General features: G+C 54.4%; 17 protein-coding genes. 12 read left to right on the forward strand and 5 right to left on the reverse strand.

All coding sequences use genetic code 11. From position 1 onward, the window contains the following. Positions 1-46: 46 nt before the first annotated feature. Entirely contained in the window at positions 47-1153 is a 1107-nt protein-coding gene (locus ACWIKB_RS04255) for an alkene reductase (protein ID WP_475265472.1), read from the reverse strand. A gap of 148 nt (positions 1154-1301) precedes the next feature. Here ACWIKB_RS04255 and ACWIKB_RS04260 point away from each other — a divergent pair, with 148 nt between their 5' ends. The 3 genes from ACWIKB_RS04260 (at position 1302) to ACWIKB_RS04270 (ending at position 3788) form a co-directional block, all read left to right on the forward strand. Beyond that, positions 1302-1889, forward strand: a complete 588-nt coding sequence (locus ACWIKB_RS04260; protein ID WP_475265857.1) for a TetR/AcrR family transcriptional regulator — start codon at positions 1302-1304, stop codon at positions 1887-1889. A gap of 541 nt (positions 1890-2430) precedes the next feature. After that, complete coding sequence (locus ACWIKB_RS04265; RefSeq protein WP_475265473.1) at positions 2431-3387, forward strand: DUF2971 domain-containing protein; 957 nt, start codon at positions 2431-2433, stop codon at positions 3385-3387. 122 nt (positions 3388-3509) lie between these two features. Next, on the forward strand, positions 3510-3788 hold the full coding sequence (locus tag ACWIKB_RS04270) for a hypothetical protein (protein ID WP_475265474.1): 279 nt from the start codon (positions 3510-3512) through the stop codon (positions 3786-3788). Between the two features lie 213 nt (positions 3789-4001). Here the strand turns inward: ACWIKB_RS04270 and ACWIKB_RS04275 are convergent, their stop codons facing one another. The 3 genes from ACWIKB_RS04275 to ACWIKB_RS04285 form a co-directional block, all read right to left on the reverse strand. Further along, positions 4002-5081, reverse strand: coding sequence for a hypothetical protein (locus ACWIKB_RS04275; RefSeq protein ID WP_475265475.1), 1080 nt, complete (start codon positions 5079-5081; stop codon positions 4002-4004). A gap of 105 nt (positions 5082-5186) precedes the next feature. Beyond that, positions 5187-6713, reverse strand: coding sequence for a phosphorylase family protein (locus tag ACWIKB_RS04280; RefSeq protein ID WP_475265476.1), 1527 nt, complete (start codon positions 6711-6713; stop codon positions 5187-5189). A 50-nt stretch (positions 6714-6763) separates the two neighbouring features. Continuing rightward, positions 6764-7582, reverse strand: coding sequence for a helix-turn-helix transcriptional regulator (locus ACWIKB_RS04285; protein WP_475265477.1), 819 nt, complete (start codon positions 7580-7582; stop codon positions 6764-6766). A gap of 344 nt (positions 7583-7926) precedes the next feature. On the opposite strand from ACWIKB_RS04285, the gene ACWIKB_RS04290 reads away from it, so the two are divergent. The 9 genes from ACWIKB_RS04290 (at position 7927) to ACWIKB_RS04330 (ending at position 17178) form a co-directional block, all read left to right on the forward strand. Next, positions 7927-8871 carry a CBASS oligonucleotide cyclase gene (locus ACWIKB_RS04290; protein ID WP_475265478.1) on the forward strand — a complete coding sequence of 315 codons (945 nt, stop codon included), beginning with the start codon at positions 7927-7929 and terminating at the stop codon, positions 8869-8871. Then, positions 8868-9356, forward strand: coding sequence for an HORMA-1 domain-containing protein (locus ACWIKB_RS04295; protein WP_081360873.1), 489 nt, complete (start codon positions 8868-8870; stop codon positions 9354-9356). Before ACWIKB_RS04290 ends, ACWIKB_RS04295 begins: the two co-directional genes overlap by 4 nt. Next, positions 9356-10252 carry an ATP-binding protein gene (locus ACWIKB_RS04300; RefSeq protein ID WP_475265479.1) on the forward strand — a complete coding sequence of 299 codons (897 nt, stop codon included), beginning with the start codon at positions 9356-9358 and terminating at the stop codon, positions 10250-10252. Before ACWIKB_RS04295 ends, ACWIKB_RS04300 begins: the two co-directional genes overlap by 1 nt. A gap of 62 nt (positions 10253-10314) precedes the next feature. After that, on the forward strand, positions 10315-10875 hold the full coding sequence (locus tag ACWIKB_RS04305) for a 3'-5' exonuclease (protein ID WP_475265480.1): 561 nt from the start codon (positions 10315-10317) through the stop codon (positions 10873-10875). 95 nt (positions 10876-10970) lie between these two features. After that, the gene (locus tag ACWIKB_RS04310; protein WP_475265481.1) at positions 10971-11999 is read left to right on the forward strand and encodes a hypothetical protein; all 1029 of its coding nucleotides are present in this window, start codon (positions 10971-10973) and stop codon (positions 11997-11999) included. Positions 12000-12075: 76 nt separating this feature from the next. Continuing rightward, on the forward strand, positions 12076-12360 hold the full coding sequence (locus ACWIKB_RS04315) for a hypothetical protein (protein WP_191948569.1): 285 nt from the start codon (positions 12076-12078) through the stop codon (positions 12358-12360). 304 nt (positions 12361-12664) lie between these two features. Beyond that, positions 12665-14806: an Hsp70 family protein gene (locus ACWIKB_RS04320; RefSeq protein ID WP_475265482.1), complete on the forward strand. Its 2142-nt coding sequence runs from the start codon at positions 12665-12667 to the stop codon at positions 14804-14806. 186 nt (positions 14807-14992) lie between these two features. Continuing rightward, on the forward strand, positions 14993-16303 hold the full coding sequence (locus ACWIKB_RS04325) for a hypothetical protein (RefSeq protein WP_475265858.1): 1311 nt from the start codon (positions 14993-14995) through the stop codon (positions 16301-16303). After that, the gene (locus ACWIKB_RS04330; RefSeq protein ID WP_475265483.1) at positions 16300-17178 is read left to right on the forward strand and encodes a phospholipase D-like domain-containing protein; all 879 of its coding nucleotides are present in this window, start codon (positions 16300-16302) and stop codon (positions 17176-17178) included. The genes ACWIKB_RS04325 and ACWIKB_RS04330 overlap by 4 nt, the downstream gene beginning before the upstream one ends. Before the next feature lie 11 nt (positions 17179-17189). Here ACWIKB_RS04330 and ACWIKB_RS04335 read toward each other — a convergent pair whose 3' ends face one another. Beyond that, on the reverse strand, positions 17190-18095 hold the full coding sequence (locus ACWIKB_RS04335; protein ID WP_475265484.1) for a LysR family transcriptional regulator: 906 nt from the start codon (positions 18093-18095) through the stop codon (positions 17190-17192). Positions 18096-18139: the final 44 nt, after the last annotated feature.

The raw sequence follows: 18139 nt of genomic DNA on the forward strand, positions 1-18139 counted from the left end.
GGGTATCGATTGGGTTGATACGCAAAAAATCAGCGGATTAGTCGAGTTATGCTCGGTTCGCAGCTGCGCTCGATTCGGCAATCGTCGGGTAGTCGATGTAACCCGTCGCGCCACCGCCATAAAGAGTGGCTGGATTGAAGGCGGATAACGGCGCACCGGTCTTCAGTCGCTCCACCAGATCGGGATTGCCAATGAAGGGACGACCGAAGGCGATCAAGTCGGCCTTGTCTTCGTCGATTCGCGAAGTCGCCAGCTCCAAGTCATAGCCGTTGTTGGCGATGTAGGTATTTTTGAAGCGTTGGCGCAAGGCGCTAAAATTGAACGGCGCCACATTACGTGGCCCGCCAGTGGCGCCTTCGACCACGTGCAGATAAACAATGCCAAGGTCATCAAGTTGGTCGACGATGTAATCGAACTGCGCCTGCGGATCGCTGCTCGAAACGCCGTTGGCTGGCGACACGGGCGAGAGACGAATACCCGTGCGATCCGCACCAATCTCGGCGACGACCGCGGCCGTCACTTCCAGCAATAAGCGCGCACGATTTTCGATTGTGCCTCCGTAGGAATCGGTGCGTTCGTTAGCCCCATCCTTAATGAATTGATCCAGCAAATAGCCGTTCGCACCGTGAATCTCCACGCCATCGAAACCTGCTGCAATAGCGTTCGCGGCTGCTTGACGGAAATCGTTGACGATCCCTGGCAACTCGCTGATGTCCAGCGCGCGCGGCGCGGAAACGTCCTCAAAGCTGTTGTTGACGAACACTTTGGTCGCCGGACGCAGTGCAGAGGGGGCTACCGGAGCAGCGCCATTCTCTTGCAGGTCAACATGAGATACGCGGCCGACATGCCACAGCTGCAGGAAAATTTTCCCGCCTTTTGCGTGCACAGCATCGGTCACATTGCGCCAGCCATCTATCTGCGCCTGTGTGTAAATCCCCGGAGTGTCCTGATAGCCCTGGCCCTGTCGAGAGATCTGTGAGGCTTCGGAAATTAGCAGGCCTGCGGACGCGCGCTGACTGTAATAGGTCGCAGCGAATTCGCTTGGTACGAAGCCGTCGCCTGCGCGGTTGCGCGTCAGCGGCGCGAGGACGATTCGATTCGATAGCGAAAGGGAGCCAAGCGTGTAGGGTGTGAACAGATTCTTATCGGTCATGTGAAGTTTCTTCCGCGGCCGTCGCTGAAAATGGATTTGGCTTGCCGGTATGATGGTGATCATAATCTAAACTGTCAACGAATTTGATTGCACTCAACATCTATGTACTATGGGTGAACGATTCTTGAGCGAACCCGAGGTATTGCAGGTGAGAGTGACCAAAGCCCAGGCGCAGGCAAATCGCGAGCACATCGTCGAGACGGCCTCTGTGTTGTTTCGTGAACGAGGGTTTGACGGCGTAGGTTTGGTGGATCTAATGGCGGCTGCCGGATTCACCCATGGAGGTTTCTACAAACATTTCGGCTCGAAGGCTGAGTTGATGGCTGAAGCTTCGGCCAACAGTCTCGCCCGATCGCTGTCCAGTGCCGAACCGCTCGATGTACAGGGGTTTATCGATTTGTATTTTTCGAGGGATCACCGGGACGGGCGTGGCGATGGTTGCACCATGGCGGCCCTATGTGGAGACGCGGCGCGTCAGTCGGACGAGTTGAGGAGAGCATTTGCCGATGGCATAGAGAGCACACTGAACGCACTGGGAGAAAAGTATCCGACGGTCGAAGGTGCTGCACCGGGCGAGGCGAGGGCGAAGATGATCGACATACTTGCTCATGCTGTTGGCGCGGTCATGTTGTCGCGTGCCTGTCCGGATGACTCGCCTCTTGCCGATGAAATACTCGAGGTTTGCCACGCTCGGATGACTGCTTCTTTGCCGGTATTGCCAGCTAGTGAGCCGTAGGGTGGGAGAGGCGGCAGATCTTGAGACGCACCTGCTTCCCATGGAGGCGCGTCTGTGAGGGGATGTTGATTTCAGACAGTGGTGCTCAGGTAACCGCCATGGCGTAGGACTCTGATCAATCGGTAGGCGGCATTCAGTTGAACCGACAACACTTGGTTGAAGGTCTCTCATTTCAGGGGGATTGCGCAAGCCTCCTCAGAGACTGTCCGGATCCCCAAAAAACATTTTGACTGGGCTCTAGGACGGTAGTTTCACAACAAAAAAAGTGCGTTGTGCCCCCATTTTTGCCCCCAATCGCGTCGAGTGTGCAGAGCGACTGCGAATGGCGATTTATGAAAGCTACTAATGCTGCACTTGCTGGCCTTCAGTGTGTCCACCCACTATGAGGGGGAGTGGCGGCTACGCGCTTGCGATGAGCTGGGCCCCCCTGATTCCCAAGGCTACAAAACGGCCTGCTCACTATACCGGTGGGATAAGTGAGCGTAACCCAGATGTGATAACGTCTCGTGCCTCAGCAAGCCGCGTAGACAAAGGAGTTCGTGTGGATAGGGATTGGGTAAAAGATCTGATCGAGAATTTTTCTTCGGCCACGATTGGTGACATGGACATCCCGAAGCTAATTCACGACAAGCACCTGAACACGCCCAATCGACTGTTCAAAATCAGAGCCTGCGGCGAGTTCGCGCTGAAGAACCTGGCTGAGAAAACCCTATATCTGAGCGTAGCCAATGGATTCAACGATCCCTACGACACGGCATTCTGGGTTGACTACCGGAAGCTCGCTGCTTGGGAAAAACTCGATGAACTTCGCTTTAGCGATGATCAAGTCGCCACTGCGCTTGAATCCGAGGATCCCATCGCAGCTGTAGTAGCACTGGCTTCGGCTCAAGAGCCCCAAATCATGAACGTTGCTCACTGGCTCCATGAGGTCGGAGTCTTAGCGCCAAATCACCAGGCCGGGCAGCTCCCATGGCTAATTGACCAGCTCAAAAGCAGCTACAAAATCTGCAGCCTGAGCGAGCGTGTGGATTCGGTGTTGATGTGGAGCCACTATGGCTACAACCACACTGGCTTTGCCATGGAATACGACTTCACAGGGCTTCATCGGAATCGGCTTCCGACCCTCACGTTATGGCCCGTCGCATACACAAATCAACTGTTCGACGTCACGCACATTCTCAGAGCCCAACGCCGGGAAAAAAACTACAACGAGCTTTATGGAATTGCCGCCTCGTTGTGCAAAGCTGTCGATTGGCAGTACGAGCAAGAGTGGCGTTTAGTGGTTCCAGACAACGATAGTGAGGGCAAAGGCTTCAATGTTGCTGCGCCCCTGAAGGCCGTTCATCTTGGGACTAGAATCTCGGATTCTCATGCGCTTGAGATCTTAAGGATCTGCAGTGAAATCGACATCCCGGTCTACAAGGTCAGGCTTGCGCCTAACGAGTACCGGATGATCTCGGAGCTTACTAGCCTGGACGATTGGTGTTCCTATCGTTGAAGGAAAGGTGCCAACGTACCTGGTAGACACCATCGTCCCTAGTCTCTAAATTTTGAAGGGGTCTCTGCGAGACCCTTACGCATCAATTCACAGAAAATCACAATCAGGAGACTTGCATAGACGTGAAGTGGGAACCGTTGGTTGTAAACACAGGACTAGGCACCCTTCGGGGCTACCTGACAGAAGAAGGGAAGCTGTTTGTGGAGAACACGCCGGACGCTAACCTAATAGGCTTTATGCTGGGAGGAATGCGCCCGGTGGGCGAAGTTGTGAAAAATCCTGAAAATGCCCTTATCGTCGCGGGCCCACAGGCGTTTGTGGGGGAATGGTTGTGGGAAGGTCGGGACAATGAGCACGCAGACGCATACACCTATCCGTCATTCATTTTTTACCGAAAATGATGATGGCGGACTGAGTCCTGGCCTCCGACCTGTTGTCTGGGGAAGCCAAGTCCTAGATTCGGTCAAGTAAACCCATCATGAGTGTTCCCAAGAACGACCGCCAAAAGCCAATTACATGGGCGGCGAGCCGGGATTGCTGCGGGTTTAAAGGGGAGGGATAGCAAGAGCTTCACGAGCCGCTACACCACACGGCTTGTGAAACTCGATCGGGATTCACGGTTCGAGTCCGAGCGCTTGCCTCATTCGGATGATCGCCATATCCGCCTCACCGCTGGGCAGCGTCTCCGCTCGATACGGGACGTCTACACGTGAGCCTGGCGGCACCTCAGTCAAGGTAACCTCGATTCCCACCGTCCGAAGTGCATCCACAATGATCTCTACAATTGGGTCAATGCTGGCAAGGCCATTCCAAGAAACTCTTGATTCCCAAGCATCGCGCAGTGCTCCTAACAGCGCGTCGAAGTGCTGCGTCAGATCGCTGGTCATTTCGCAGCGTTCCTCGAAGTCGACAGCCTCGTCGATACCGTCAAGATGGCCCATGAGATAGGCCGCCATCTTGAGTGGCATCGCAGTCTCGCGTCCGGTTTCTACCAACAGTCGAGCAACGTCGCCGTGAGTCCTAAACTCTTTGATCGAGGCACGTGCTCGGTCTACAGCACCGTCAAGAGACGTTTCTAGGCCCTGAACGTAACTGTCGGTCACAAGCGTTCCCTGACTGACCAGCGCGCTAAGCCGGCAGGCTGCGTATTCCTCCCAGATGATGAGGGCTGTTTCCGGCAGTGTGATTGTTGCCCAGTCTCCTTGATGCGGTTCCAGCATGATTCCCGGGGAGTGTGCTTCAAACCAGCCTGCTGTCTGCACGTGGCCAAGTTCGTGGGCAACGAAATTGGCTGCAGCCCAGAACTCATCGGTCTCGAGTCCATGCTCAACAAGATCGAGCAAAACGCTTCCTTTCAGCACAACGTGCATTTTGAACTCGCCATCCCGGCGAACCCTGAGGGCCTTACCAACACCCACAAGTCCATCCTGGTTGGTGTACTGCTTCGCAATCGTTGAGTCGTAACCCAGCTCGACAGAGGCAAGCGCGTCGTCGTAGTCGAATCCAACCGTGATGCCGTCCAAATTGGACAGGTTCATGTATCGACCAGACGCTTCAACCACCTTTCGAACAATGGCGATGAATTTTTCCTGCCACTCAACGCCTTCAGGTATGCCCCGAAATGATATTTGGCATGATGCAGGGATGGAGCAGGGCGGAAGTGGCTGGTCTTCGGATCGGACGTCATCAGTCAAGTTCACGTCTCCTTGCATAGTCCGGCCCTTGCGCCGGAGCAGGTTGCTCTTTATGGTAAAAGCGCCCCTGGCCGAAGGGCGCTCAACTTAACAAGAGACGATGGCTCAGAGAGCCGGTCTGCGGCTCCATCCGTGGGTTGCGTAATCCAGGGTCACGATGGCAGCCGCCTCGGAAGCCACCTTGTGGAAAGTGTTGTCCTTGGTCTTGTCACCGTAATCGCTGATGCCGCGAACGACTATCACAGGCACGTTCTGCTTGTCGCAGGCGTCGAACACCCCGTAGGCCTCCATTTCAGCTACCACAGCTTTGTCGTGAATGCCTTGGAAACTCTCGAAAAGCTTCGGGTCTCGAATTAGCAGTTCGCCGGAAGCAATGGTTGCAGGGGATACTTTTAGCTGGGCAGCAACCTCACCCGCTATGGACGCTACCGGCATCGTGAAGCCAAGCTTGTTCGCATGATCTTGCAGGCGATTGGGCAAGGACGCGGTTGCGAAGTAAGCATTGAGATCTTGCTGGGTAGAGAGCCCTGGTCGAGACATTTCCGGTCGCGCTGCAAGCTCACCACCGGCAAGCGCCGCTGCCCCTTCGTAGTACACGACGCGTTCGGACAAGATGACTTCACCGAGGCTCAGTTTTTTACGCCGGCCCGCTGCGATCCCCATCATCAGAACTTTTTTGGGTTTCAGCTCCGATAGCAGGAGCGTTGTGATGGCGGTTGCATTGACGTTGCCAGCATTGCCGAGAGAAGCGATGACGCAAGAAAGTGGGCCGTCAGGTCGTTGAATCGTCACGGGCCAATAGTGGACGCCATGTGCGGTGAAGCGCGTTGGAACATCTTCGCCAACACCGAACATTTTCTTTGCAGCTGCCAGCTCAATAGCGATGGCCGTGATGACCAGAAGGTCTGGAAAGCGTGCCGCTTCCCTGGCCACGATCTCATCTTGGAACATTCCAGCGGAAAGATCTGCCAGCTTGTCCAGGCTGTGGAGCGGCTCCTGCAGAGACATGCTGTCCAGTCGGCCTTTCACCTGGTCGCCCGTGAACGGAAACAACGTTAGGGGCTCCTTGAAGAAGTTTGCGTGAAGGCCGAGCGCTCCTTGGCCGTCCTCGCTGAACCCACCAAGGTTCAAATCAAATGGCAGCACGGGCAGCTTTCGTTTGCGCATCTTGCTGGCTCGGTCTGAAACACCTTTACCGCCACCCAGCGCAATCATCGCCGTGGCAACTTCCACTTGTTCATCACCAATGTTTCCGCCGGTGATCACGTCGTCTTCGAGGTAGATGATCTCCGCGAAATTTTCAGCCGAGAGCCGGCGGATGAGCATTCGCTGCTCTGGAGTCATTTTTTCCTGCATCGCCAACTTAGAGGTCACGATTTTCAACTGGCGGGCGGGGGTGTAGCCAGCCAACAGCTTTTCCGCCTCGTAGGCCACCGTCCAATCGAAGGTCAGCGCATCACCACCTTCATTGGTGGGGCAGCCTGCCAGGTAGACGACCAAGCCACCCTGTGCAGCCAGGACGCTCTTAGTAACCGCGCGAGTGAAGTCATGCGCGAGGTCGATCGAGGCCTTCTCTGTCTTCTTGGAGATGCTGCCTGCAATCAGAATGAATTCATTTTCAAGATTTGCCATCGTGACAATTCCAGTAGCTGATGTGGTGAGTGTTGGCTGGCTTCTAATCGTTATGGGTGTAGCAGGGCATAAATCTCATCCCTATTTTTGAGTGCCAGTTGAATGACTTCGGGACGTTGTACAGCTTGATCCTCCGTGAGGTTGAGCTGAAAAAGCAGGTAGAGCAGCAATGCTTGGCGGCACTCCAGATGCATTTCTCCCTTTTCCATTGAATAGTCACTTTCGATCAGCCGACGCTTAGCAGGGCTGAGCTTGGGATGAGCCGTGAGAACAACGTCGACCATTTTGTTCCAAGCTGTATCCATCGATGCCCGCTCATGATCCGGGCCTGCATATTGGGCACGCTTAATACGTGTCAGCGAGAAATCTCGGAAGTCATTACGTTTATGGCAGTACGCTCGTGCATGCCAGCGATTTCCGTCATGCACTAACGCATGAGGGGTCAGCTTGCGTTCGCTGCCTTCGGGATCAGTCATGGACTGATACGTGACCTCCACTGAACCATTCTCACGAATGGCTCGCAGAATCTCACCGACGATCTCGGCGTTCAGACGACGTCCCAGCTTGGGAACGCCTGCGACGGGGGATCGCCACCCCAAAAAGCTCCCGTAAGGCACATCTGGTTGAACAGCCACGCGCAACAGATCTTCGAGGTAGCGCTCAACAGCACTGGACTGGAAAACCGGCTGGAATGCCTCCGTCGCTCGGTAAACACGCGCTCGCGTGTCGTACTCCATGTTGTTGGAGGCCAGTTTCGTGTACTCGGTTATATCCAGCGAAGCTTGTGGCACGGAGATGCCGAAGAAGTCAGTGAGATTGCTTCGATTGATTTGCCCATCCCACCGCAACCGATAGTCGATGAATTCCAAGCGACGCTCCTGGCCCCAACGCGCTCCTTGCCGACCCTTAGTGGGTTGTTCGTCCGTGGGATTGGAATCGTTTGTCATGTCGAACCTCGATAGCGTATAAAAACTAGACCGCATCTAAAAACTATGCGTATAGTAATCATACGCTAGCAACCTGTTAGGTGCAATTTCTCCCTGCCAGCCACCGCTTCGGTGTTTGTAGGGAAGTGGCGACTGACAGCGAGCCGTTTGAATGGTGCGTGCATGAAGCAGGCGTCGTTCCGCCAATCCATCCGTCGGCATGTGGTGTAGCTGTTGGTAGGAAGGCTGTTGCAACTATCTCAACCATTTCTAGGAGGGAGCGGCCGATGCCACTTACCAATACGCAGGTCAGGTATTACGACAGTAACGTGTTGCGCTTGCCGAAGGATAAGCGTGAAACCTATAACGCCCAGGTCGATCGGCTCATCGCCGCGTTGCGCGACAGCCTAAAGAAACAGGACAAGATCTCCATTAAGCGCGTGGTGAAGGCCGGCTCGTTCGCTAAGCACACCATCCTTCGGAAGACCTCCGAGGACGCCATCGATGTGGATGTGGTGTTTTACATCAGCGGCGAAAAGGTAGATGAGGAAACGTTCTCAAGCCTGAGCCAAAAAATCTATGAGGCGCTGATCAAGCTGTATCCGAACAAAGCCGTTGAGGACTTTGAGATCCAGCGCAAGGCCGCGACCGTTACGTTCGTTGGTACCGGGCTGGACGTCGACATAGTTCCAGTCATTGAAAACCCGAACAAGGAGGGTTACGGCTGGCAGTTTGACCGTGTTGATGGCTCGAAGACCGAGACTTGCGCCCCGTGCCAGGTGAAATTCGTGAAGGATCGCAAGGATCAAGACCCTGACTTCCGCACCCTTGTGCGCTTGGCCAAGCGCTGGCGTACGAAGGCCGAGTGCCCACTTAAGTCCTTTCACATTGAGCTCATCATGGCTCACGTGCTGGAGGTGAACGGGAAAGAGGGTTCTCTGGAAAAGCGCTTTCGAGATTTTCTCCTCTACATCGTCGAGTCGGGCCTCCAGGACGTCATCAAATTTCCCGAGAACCGAACAATCTCCGAGTTTACCGACCCAGTCGTGATTCTTGATCCCGTATGTGACACGAATAACGTGGCCAGCCGGATTACTGACGCTGAACGCGAAGAAATTGTTCGGATCGCTGATGCGTCTTGGGAAACAGCGAATTTTGCGTCCGTCGAAGGGGATTTCGAAATCTGGAAAGAGTTGTTCGGTCGATCGTTTAAGGTGGAGGATGCAGCATGACCCAGAGCTCCACTCAGACTACAACATTCACCACCACGGATGTCGAAGCGGTGGTTCGGCGTATCACCGCTGACCTAGTAATGATCGCTTCCAGCAGTGGCGCTGTCACTGAAGAGCGTGCTCGCGAATGGGGGAATGACATCGAACTGCTGGCCAAGAACGGCTATCTAAATTACGTCGATCTCACGCTCCTCAGTCACGGGGTCGAACAGAAGGCAACTCGTTTTTACGTCAATGAGTCGGGGACGCTAGCTAACGATCGTCCTGGCGATGCCCGCTGGCCGAAAGTTGCTGGGCCCCATCTGCGAATCGTACTGTCTCACCACAGCACTTACGATCAACAAGCACAAGAAAAATTGGCCGGGAGAATGAAGATCTCCTGGACGACGAGCAACGACGATATCAGTCACTCGCGGCTGACACAGAGCGGTGGGCGTGAATACTCCAGCAATGGCTACGGCATGCAACGCAAGGACTACACCTGATGACTAAGAACAGCGTATTCGATGCTGCAATCGACTTGCCGCAGCGGCAACTAACCGAGCGTGAGGGCGTGCTGCTTGGATTTGATAGTCGCTATGAGCGTATCCACAACCAGCTTCGCCTGTTGCTCAACCAAGGCCAATTGCAGGAGTGGAGCAATACTCATCACAAAAGCGTATTGCCCATCTGCAATCTGATAGCTGACCAATATCCACTTGTGATCTTTCACGGTGACGTGGGGACAGGCAAGACAGCAACAGCAGAGTGCATTGCGAACCGAATCGTCCGTGAGTCGCGCACTGAAGACTCCGTATTGTTCAAACTGAGCAATCGGGTGCGCGGTTCCGGCAAGGTCGGTGAAATGGGAACGCTGTTGACTCAAGCCTGGGCAGAAGTGGTAGAGGCCGCGGGCAAGAACCGCCGTGCAATCTTGATCATCGACGAGGGGGATTCGATCGCTGCTTCCAGGTCTCAAAGTCAGAGTCACCACGAAGACAAAGTCGCAGTGAACACGCTAATTCAAGGTGTCGATGACCTACGGAAATACGGTGGTCGTGTTGTGGTGATTCTCTGCACTAATCGGTTGTCGGTGCTTGACGCTGCTCTACGCCGACGTGCTGCCATCGTTGAGGAGTTCACTCGGCCTGACGTTGCTGAGAGAAAAGCGCTCTTCAGCATGGATCTGGCGGGGATGGGGCTTTCGGATAAACAACTTGATGAGTTGGCTGCTGCGACGGGAGAGCGGGAAAATCAACCCGCCTGGACATACTCCGATATTCGCACTCGGTTATACCCATCAGCAATGGCTAAGGCTTTTCCAGATCGAGCCTTGAGCTTCAAGGATCTGACTGAGTCCCTTTTATCGATGCGTCCGTCTCCCGTCATGGAAGACAACTGACGCATGCTGTCCATGGTAGCGGTGATACCTACGCGTGAACATTCCAATGCAAGCGAGCATGTATGAAGGCAGGTAAAGAGATATTCGTGTCGGTCGACGTTGAGGCTTCAGGCCCAATTCCTGGCAAATACAGCATGCTTTCTATAGGGGCATGCGTCGTCTCAGACGTCGACGCTCAGTTTTCCTGCTATATCAAGCCCATTTCCGATGACTTCGTCCCGGAGGCAATGGAGGTTACAGGTCTCTCGCTAGAGAAGCTTCGTGCAGAAGGTCTGGAGCCGAAAGAGGCAATGTCTCGCTTCAAGACCTGGATCGACACATTGGCTTCCGATAGCGAAACCGTAGTGTTCGTGGGATTTAATGCATCCTTTGACTGGGGTTTCGTGAATTATTACTTTCACCAATTTCTCGGTGAAAATCCATTCGGTATAGCCGCGCTGGACATCAAGTCGATGTATTTTGGTGCATCAGACTGCGCATGGAAAATGACGCGATCTAGCGAAATCGCAAAGGTGGTTAATCCTGCGAGTGCCGGCGACCACGATGCCTTGCATGACGCTATTTACCAGGCAGAATTGTTTTCTCTGATCCGTAAAAAATTATGGAATAAATCTCCTTCGTAATCTTGTTTATCCTGGTTTTATTAACTGTAACAGCTTAACTTTGCTCTGGCGGGGAGAGTGGAGCGTGCCTCCTCCAACGAGTGTAAGGAAGGGAAATGGGATCTCGTGGCTACTTGAGTTTTATTAAAGATAATCCAGTTTACAAAAATGCTGAAAAGGACTGGCATGTTGAGCTGACAGACTACACAGTTTTTTGGTTTGATCTGCTAGTGAATCCACCCGCAGGTGTCGACTACCAGAAACGCATTTCAGACCAGCTACGTGCCTACCGAAAAGAAGTCGAGGAATGTAATGACAAGCGCTTTGTCTACTTCATCACGTCTAGAGATAAAGTGCGGTTTAGTACCAAAAAGGCCCCTGAGTATAGCTGGACTAAGAAAGAAGTAATTATTCACCTAGAGGTAGGTTCGAAAAGAAAGCCCAAGAAAGTCAGACTTCCAGCTTTGCCCGAGCTGATAGGTGTTCAGCTTCCAGTCATTTTTGATGAAGGTCGTTTCATCGGGCTTTGGGGCCCTGGTCAGCCCTATGCAACAGGGTTCACTGTGCATGAGTTTTTGATGATGCATAGCATAAATCTTGGAATCGACACAGAGGTCTTATACGTCGGTTCCACAGATGATCCTGCGCGCCGCCCATTGAAACGAGATCACCGCGGCTATAGTGACTCACTGTATGGCATCTCCACCGCCGAAAAAGACATATTTGTTTATTATAATCTTTTCAAGGCCCTTTCCGTTACCAAGGAGAGCCCGTATGCGCTTCATTTTATGTTAGGTAACTCGATAATTGATGAGGTGCAGAAACAAGAGGAAGGCCTTCTGCTTGAACATGGCCTTATCCATTATTTTGGAGCGAAAAGCCAAGAGAAGAGTAGAGAGCAGGAATATGGCAGGCTGCGAGAGGGTATGAGCAGGCTGAAGGAAAATTATAAGATCGCCTCTATTAATTTTCACATGGAAGCAGAAACCTCGACGGAATATTGGACGCTCTTCTCCAGTCAAGTGCAGAGTGAGCACCGTCACTGTTTCTCTCTTACGTTGGATGGTTGCCAGGTAAAAACTGGCGAAGCACAAAGCCCGTTCATGCAGTCTAGCGATACTGAGCCTTCTGTGATGAAAACGTAGTTGTGGTGGTGTGTTTAGCAATCATGGCTTTTGATTTTTTCCTTGTTCTTATGATGGTAAAACGGGGAGTACGATAATGTCTGTATTTATGGTGACGTGGAATCTTAACAAAGAGGGGCCGAATTATAGTGAGGCTCGACGTTTGTTTGTTCAGCACCTGGATCGCTATGAGAGTATTAGAGACATAGGTCTTGATTCTGTCAGGTGGGTAAGATCGGCAGGCACTGCAAAGCAAGTCTCCGATGATTTATCGACTAAAATTGATAGTAACGACCGTCTGGTTGTGACCAAAATGAACCGAGATGAATACTACGGTTGGCTGGATAAAGGAACATGGGACTGGATTCAGGCGCGCCTATAATGGCCTGCCAAAGAGACACGTAGGTAGATCAGCTAGTAGCTGGCTAACGCTACTTGGAATTAAGTGCCAAGGATGTGCAAGGTGCCCTGAAAAAGCTTGGCTGGCCAACCTAAAAGTCACGGTTCAAGCAGTCGATGCTGCCATGCAGGGCTTGGACAGCAGGGGCAAATTTAAGGGGGCAAGATTTGACTCTCCTGGCGCCCAAGGCGTTTTGACATCACTCTCTCTTTGTGAGAAAAGTCCTGGCTCCAGCATGGCCACACCCAGGGCAGCGCGAGCGAGCGTCGGATTACAGGAGTAGAGCGTGAAAATCGGTGTTGATTTCGGTACGAGCTTTTCCAGCGCTGCGGTTTGTATAAATGGCAAGGTTCAGTACATCACGTTTGGCCAGGATCAGCAGTTTCGCACCGCGGTGTTTTTCCCGGATCGGCACGTAGATGAATCGCTGTTCAGCCTCACTGTCGAGTACGAACGCGAGATCGACAACGCGATCAGGGCCCGTAAAAGCCGCTATTCACAACAGCTGTCCGAATATGAGATGCGTCTTGCAGCGGTGGTCAGCGAGGAGCGCAAAATGGCGCGCGAGGGCGACCCATATTCGCCCCAGGAGAAAGAAGCGCGGCGTTCGACACTGATCAAGCCTCGACGTTTCGCCGACGAAGAGATGCGCCAGGCAGAGTTCAATGCTATCCGCCGGCGCTGGCGCGATCAGCAACGCGAAAGCATCGCCCAGGAAGGTCTGCACGTCAGGCAGGCGACAGGTGTGTTCGGTGAGGATGCCATCGATGCGCTGTACAACAGCGAACTTGGCAGAATATTCCAGTCGCCCAAATCCATGCTGGGCTTCAAGCTGGAGCAGCCTTATCTGGACATTGTGACCAGTGTGGTGGCGCAAATCCTGGCGCATATCCGCCGCGCCGCCGAACAGCAGCTGGGTACTGAAGTTCGATCGGTGGTACTCGGGCGACCTGTCGAGTTTCGGGGCTCGGGGGCTAGCGTCGATCACCAGGCCCCGCAGCGTCTGCTGGAGCAAGCAGCCAGGGACGCAGGCTTTACCCAGGTTGAGTTTCTCGAGGAACCCTGCGCTGCTGCCTTGGCTTATCACGTCGGCGAGCCTGCCGCACACGAGGCGCTCATCATCGATATGGGTGGCGGTACTACCGATGTCGCTTACGCAACAGTCGGTGGCAATGCTGCCAAGCCAGTTATCCATCGTGTCTGGGGCAAAGGGTTTGGTGGGACGGACGTGGATGTCGAACTGTCCATGCGCGTGGCTATGCCTTTGTTCGGCCACGGGAATGAGCATGGGTTGCCGTTGTATGCCTACCGCAGTGCCGCAAAGGTTGCCGATTTGAGCCGCCAGCAGGCGTTTCTCAAGTATTGCATCAAGCGGGTGGTCGAGCCCTTCAAGACACGCCTGGAAATTCTGGGTGAAAAGGGCGCGACCGTCAGGCTTAACCGGGATGTCGAACAGCTCAAGATCGAATTGAGTGACGACCGTACTGCTGGTCTCTCGCTCGACTTCATTGAACAGGGTTTGGCGGTGCATGTTGAAGACGTTGCGCTGACCACAAGCGCGCAGGGTCTCCTGGACAAACTTGGGCAACTGCTCGAACAGGTGCGTAACGACCTCCCAGAGGCCAACCCTGTCATCTTCATGACCGGAGGTATGTCCAGGGCGCCTTATGTGCAGGACTGCGTGCGCAAGTACTTCGACCGGTCGCGGATCGTCCTGGGCGATGCGTCGTTTGGTGTCGTGACCGGGCTTGCGCAGTTTGCCCAGCCTTTCGTAGCTGCAGACCCGGTGCAAGAAGAAAAACGCATGACCCAGTTGAGCGAGCGGTATGCGCGGGCCGTGGCGCACGCTGACGAGTCGGCAGCCCTCTACCAGAACAAAGTGGATGACTTCGAGCGTCAACTGCAGGTGCAGAGGAACATTTTTGCCGGCACCAAAATTGCCAAATACCTGGACCTTCTCGAAGAGCAGGTGAGCAGTACCTATGAGGCCAACCAGCTGGCAGGCTGGCTGCCGCACGGCGACAAGTTCACTGAGCTCGAGTATTTCGAAGCGCTCGTTCGCCAGGACCGTGGCGCCCGGCGCTACACGTCGTTGGCCAATGTGCCTGGGTTCTTGCGCCATGAGTTCGAGGATTGCGACGAGGACTCTTTCCGATCTTATGCCGATGAACTCCGGCAGGAATGTCGGAATGTCTACGGCTGGGTGACCGAGTCGCGGGAAATCATGGAAGACCAACCGGGCTTCGACGATTTCTTCGATGAGCTCGGGTCCTGGCCCGACGAAGTAGTAGCGAAGAAACGTCATGCCGACCTGGCGCTTAAACTGTTCGATAATCTGTATGAAGGTTGGCAGCGCTGCCAGAAGGCAGGCCTTGATTTGCTGCAAATGGCCAACTACCGCACCGATGACTTCGACCCCACCTTGTAGTAAGAGCTGCGGGATTCTTGATAGTCCCAGCGCGTAACCTATGTAGTGCCACTGGTACAGCAAAGCCTGTGCTGCCTGGTCGTGCTGTCGATATCCTTCGTTTTGAGTAATCCCATGCGGTTAAGCCAATACCTGACTGAATATGATGAAGACCTCAGTGGCGACAGCCAGATCGATCCGTTGGGCGTGCTGATCATCTGGTCTGCCTTTGGCCAGCAGATTTTTCGCAACCGGGTCAACTCGGTTTCGAACGATGTACGGAACTACACGCTCAATCTGTTGCATCATGCCGTTATCAAGGACTTGTTGGACGATGTTGATACCAGCCTGAGCAAAGCGTTGGACGAGCAGTCTGGTGGGCGCCATGGCCTGGCGCTGCGCCAGGCTTGCCTGGTCTATCTGGAAAACATTTTCACGTATGCCGTGGTGACTGCGGCGTCCGACTCGGGCGTTGACAGTCAAGGCGTGCTGGGTGCCAGCAAAGCCCGTGCGCGCCTTGAGGTCGACAGCAACCCGTTTCTGCGCTTCACCCATAAAACAGCCGGGCACCTGTTGGTACGTCAGTTAGGCTTGGGTGTGAGTGGGCGCTACAAGACGCCGTTCATGCAAATAGGCTTCTTCAACGACCGCTATAACTACCATTACAGTCAAGAAGCAGCGCAGTTGTGGTTGAAAGTTAAGGCGATGATTCAAACTCACGCGCCGTTCAGCGTGTTGTTCCAAGAAGCACGCATGCATTTGCAGGGGCTTTTCCGGGGCTTCAAGGCAGGTGGCGGCAGTGCGCTCAAGCAAGTACCTGACAGCCTCATTGAGGCCTACCGAAGGGCATTGCCAAACTCGGCGCAAGTAGGCGCTGACACGCGCGATTTCTGGTTGGCCTTGACCGGCCTCGACACTGGCGCTGCGGGCGCTCTGCTGCAGGTACTGGATGATCAGGCACAAAACTATCCAGGCAGCGACATGCCGATCCAGCAGTTGTTCTCCGTGGCCGAAAAAAACTGCAGCGAAGCGCCCGAGCGGCGAAAGCTTGTGCACGTGCAGCAGGTTGAACCACTGCTTGCGCAGGCCGATCTGCTGTTTACGCTGGCCTGCCATGGCCGGCACCAGAGCCTCGACGAAATCGAGGCGCACTGGCGGGGGCTGGGGCGCGACGCCGGTACCTTGCCGGCTGCCGCCGCGCGTATCGACGCGCATCCAGAACTGCTCGACATTCCTTCGCACACCGGCCGCCGGCGGCTGGAGCGGCTCATGCGCTTGGCGCGTCAAGAGCGCTTCAGCGACCAGCTCCGCGACCTGATGGGCTACCACGCGGCGGTGATGCGCGAGCGTGGCCAGTTGCCCTGGGTGCAAATCGAGCAGGCCGAAAAGGTCAAGCTCAATGCACGCACCAAGGCGTTGCCAGAGGCGCAAAATACGCCCATGTATCGCTGGGTGAACACCTACTACATCCACCAATTCAACAATCTGGTGACCGGTTATCGGGGAGGCCTGGCATGAAACTGCATTCAGCATTCGCCGAGCAAGTGAAGGCCTGCGGCCAGTTGCGCAGGGTATGGCTCACCAGTTTCAACATCGATATCGAATTTATCGAAACCTATGTGTTGCCAACTGTGCTGGGCGCCGAGATTCCCCGCACGCGCATAGAGTACGAGGCGCTTCAGTTGGCCCTGACTGAGCAGGAAATCGATCTGAGGGTCTTTTGTGATCGACGTTTCATCGGTGCCGACCAGAACAAGCGCACGGCGCTCCAGGTGCACGGTGTCTGTACTGCGCAAAAAACGGAGTGGAGCTACCCAGGCGTTGACGCAGACAGCCTGTTGCATGCAAAGGTGATCTACCTGGAAGGTGACCAGGGGCGTGTGCTCGGCGCGGGCAGTGCCAACCTCACGCTCAGCGGGTGGGCGCGCAATCAGGAGGTATTCCACTTCCAGCCGATCGACGCGTTTTCGCTTTATCAATCCGTCAAAGTGTTCTTCCAGGCTCTGTTTAACAATGTGGGTACACCGTGCCCCTTGGAGAACAGGCGCAGTAGCTCGTTCGCCAGCGCTGAGTCATCCGTGCAGTTCTGTCACAGTTTTCAGAGGCAACCGTTTCTGGCGCAATTGCTGGGCGAGCGTGCTTGCCATCACCTGGCCGTCTGGTCCCCTTATCTACCCAAGGATCTGGCACAGTTTGTCAGCCACCTTAAGCGCAGCTACGAGCAGCCGCGCATGAAGGTCAGTCTGGTGCCTGATCGGTTCGATGGGCAGTTCCTGCGCACCGGTTGGACCGAGGCGCTTGGAGATCTTCTCGCCAACGATGAGTTGCGCTTGATCTTCGCGATGGGGCGCGTCACGCCAGAGCAGTTGGCGGCCACTAAGAATGGCCCGTAATTTTTGACTCCTCAAACACGACGAGGCTCGTCCTCGACAATTTCGCGCATCAGACTCAGGTAACGACTCGCTCCCAGCCCCAGAGGTCGGTTCTTTACCCAGATGATATCGACCCATAACCGCATCTGACTCGGCATGTTGTCAAACACCACCTCCGTCAATGCGCCCGAAGTAATTAGAGGTTGTACCAGTGGTTGTGGAAGATAAGCCCAGCCCAATCCTTGCTGCACCAGATCCAGCGTTGCCATATAACTGTCGCTGAGCCAAATCCGCCGCGACAGCACAACACGTGGGTCAGAGTCTGTAGGTCCTCCAGTAGCTACTATGATCTGTCGAATGTTCACCAGTTGCTCTTCACTTAAAGGGCTTTTCTTGCCGGCGGCCGCAGGATGATCTGGAGATGCAACTGCTACTAACAACTGGCTTCCCGCTTCAAGAAACGTCTCCCGCTCGTCAAGCCCTGGTCGTTCAAAACCAAGTGCCAATTGCACATGCCCTTCATGGAGCATGCGCATTGCCTCCGGATGGGAAGCGGAACGAATCTCGATTTCAAGCGTAGGAAACTCTCTGGCGATAATTGACAGCGGGCGATTCCATACGCCGGTTTGCAACTCCGGCGCCATCGCAAGGGTCAAGCGCCCCTCCAGCCCCTGATGGAGCTGGAGGGCATGCGCGTCCAGCAGGTTTAACTGGCTTGCGACTTGTCTTGCTTGGGGCTCAAGTGCTTTGGCAGCTGCTGTAGGAATGGCTTTGCGGGTTGATCGGTCAAAAAGCATGAGATCCAACTCTGCTTCAAGCTGTGACACAGCCATGTTGATAGCGGAGGGAACCCGGCCTAATTTTCGTGCGGCGGCGGAAAAGGAGCCGCTGTCCACGACCGAGAGGAAAATTTTGAGGGACTCGCTGGTAAACGCCATTATGGTTGTCAAATTTTCTGATAATGATCGTCTTTGTTTATCAG

Source organism: Pseudomonas sp. 5Vm1k (assembly GCF_056161485.1).

What these genes read in the sequence shown, in the direction of transcription:
- ACWIKB_RS04255 (WP_475265472.1), bottom strand. Translation starts at nt 1,153, where the DNA reads ATGACCGATAAGAATCTGTTCACACCCTACACGCTTGGCTCCCTTTCG.
- ACWIKB_RS04280 (WP_475265476.1), bottom strand. Translation starts at nt 6,713, where the DNA reads ATGGCAAATCTTGAAAATGAATTCATTCTGATTGCAGGCAGCATCTCC.
- ACWIKB_RS04290 (WP_475265478.1), top strand. Translation starts at nt 7,927, where the DNA reads ATGCCACTTACCAATACGCAGGTCAGGTATTACGACAGTAACGTGTTG.
- ACWIKB_RS04295 (WP_081360873.1), top strand. Translation starts at nt 8,868, where the DNA reads ATGACCCAGAGCTCCACTCAGACTACAACATTCACCACCACGGATGTC.
- ACWIKB_RS04300 (WP_475265479.1), top strand. Translation starts at nt 9,356, where the DNA reads ATGACTAAGAACAGCGTATTCGATGCTGCAATCGACTTGCCGCAGCGG.
- ACWIKB_RS04305 (WP_475265480.1), top strand. Translation starts at nt 10,315, where the DNA reads ATGAAGGCAGGTAAAGAGATATTCGTGTCGGTCGACGTTGAGGCTTCA.
- ACWIKB_RS04310 (WP_475265481.1), top strand. Translation starts at nt 10,971, where the DNA reads ATGGGATCTCGTGGCTACTTGAGTTTTATTAAAGATAATCCAGTTTAC.
- ACWIKB_RS04315 (WP_191948569.1), top strand. Translation starts at nt 12,076, where the DNA reads ATGTCTGTATTTATGGTGACGTGGAATCTTAACAAAGAGGGGCCGAAT.
- ACWIKB_RS04330 (WP_475265483.1), top strand. Translation starts at nt 16,300, where the DNA reads ATGAAACTGCATTCAGCATTCGCCGAGCAAGTGAAGGCCTGCGGCCAG.
- ACWIKB_RS04335 (WP_475265484.1), bottom strand. Translation starts at nt 18,095, where the DNA reads ATGGCGTTTACCAGCGAGTCCCTCAAAATTTTCCTCTCGGTCGTGGAC.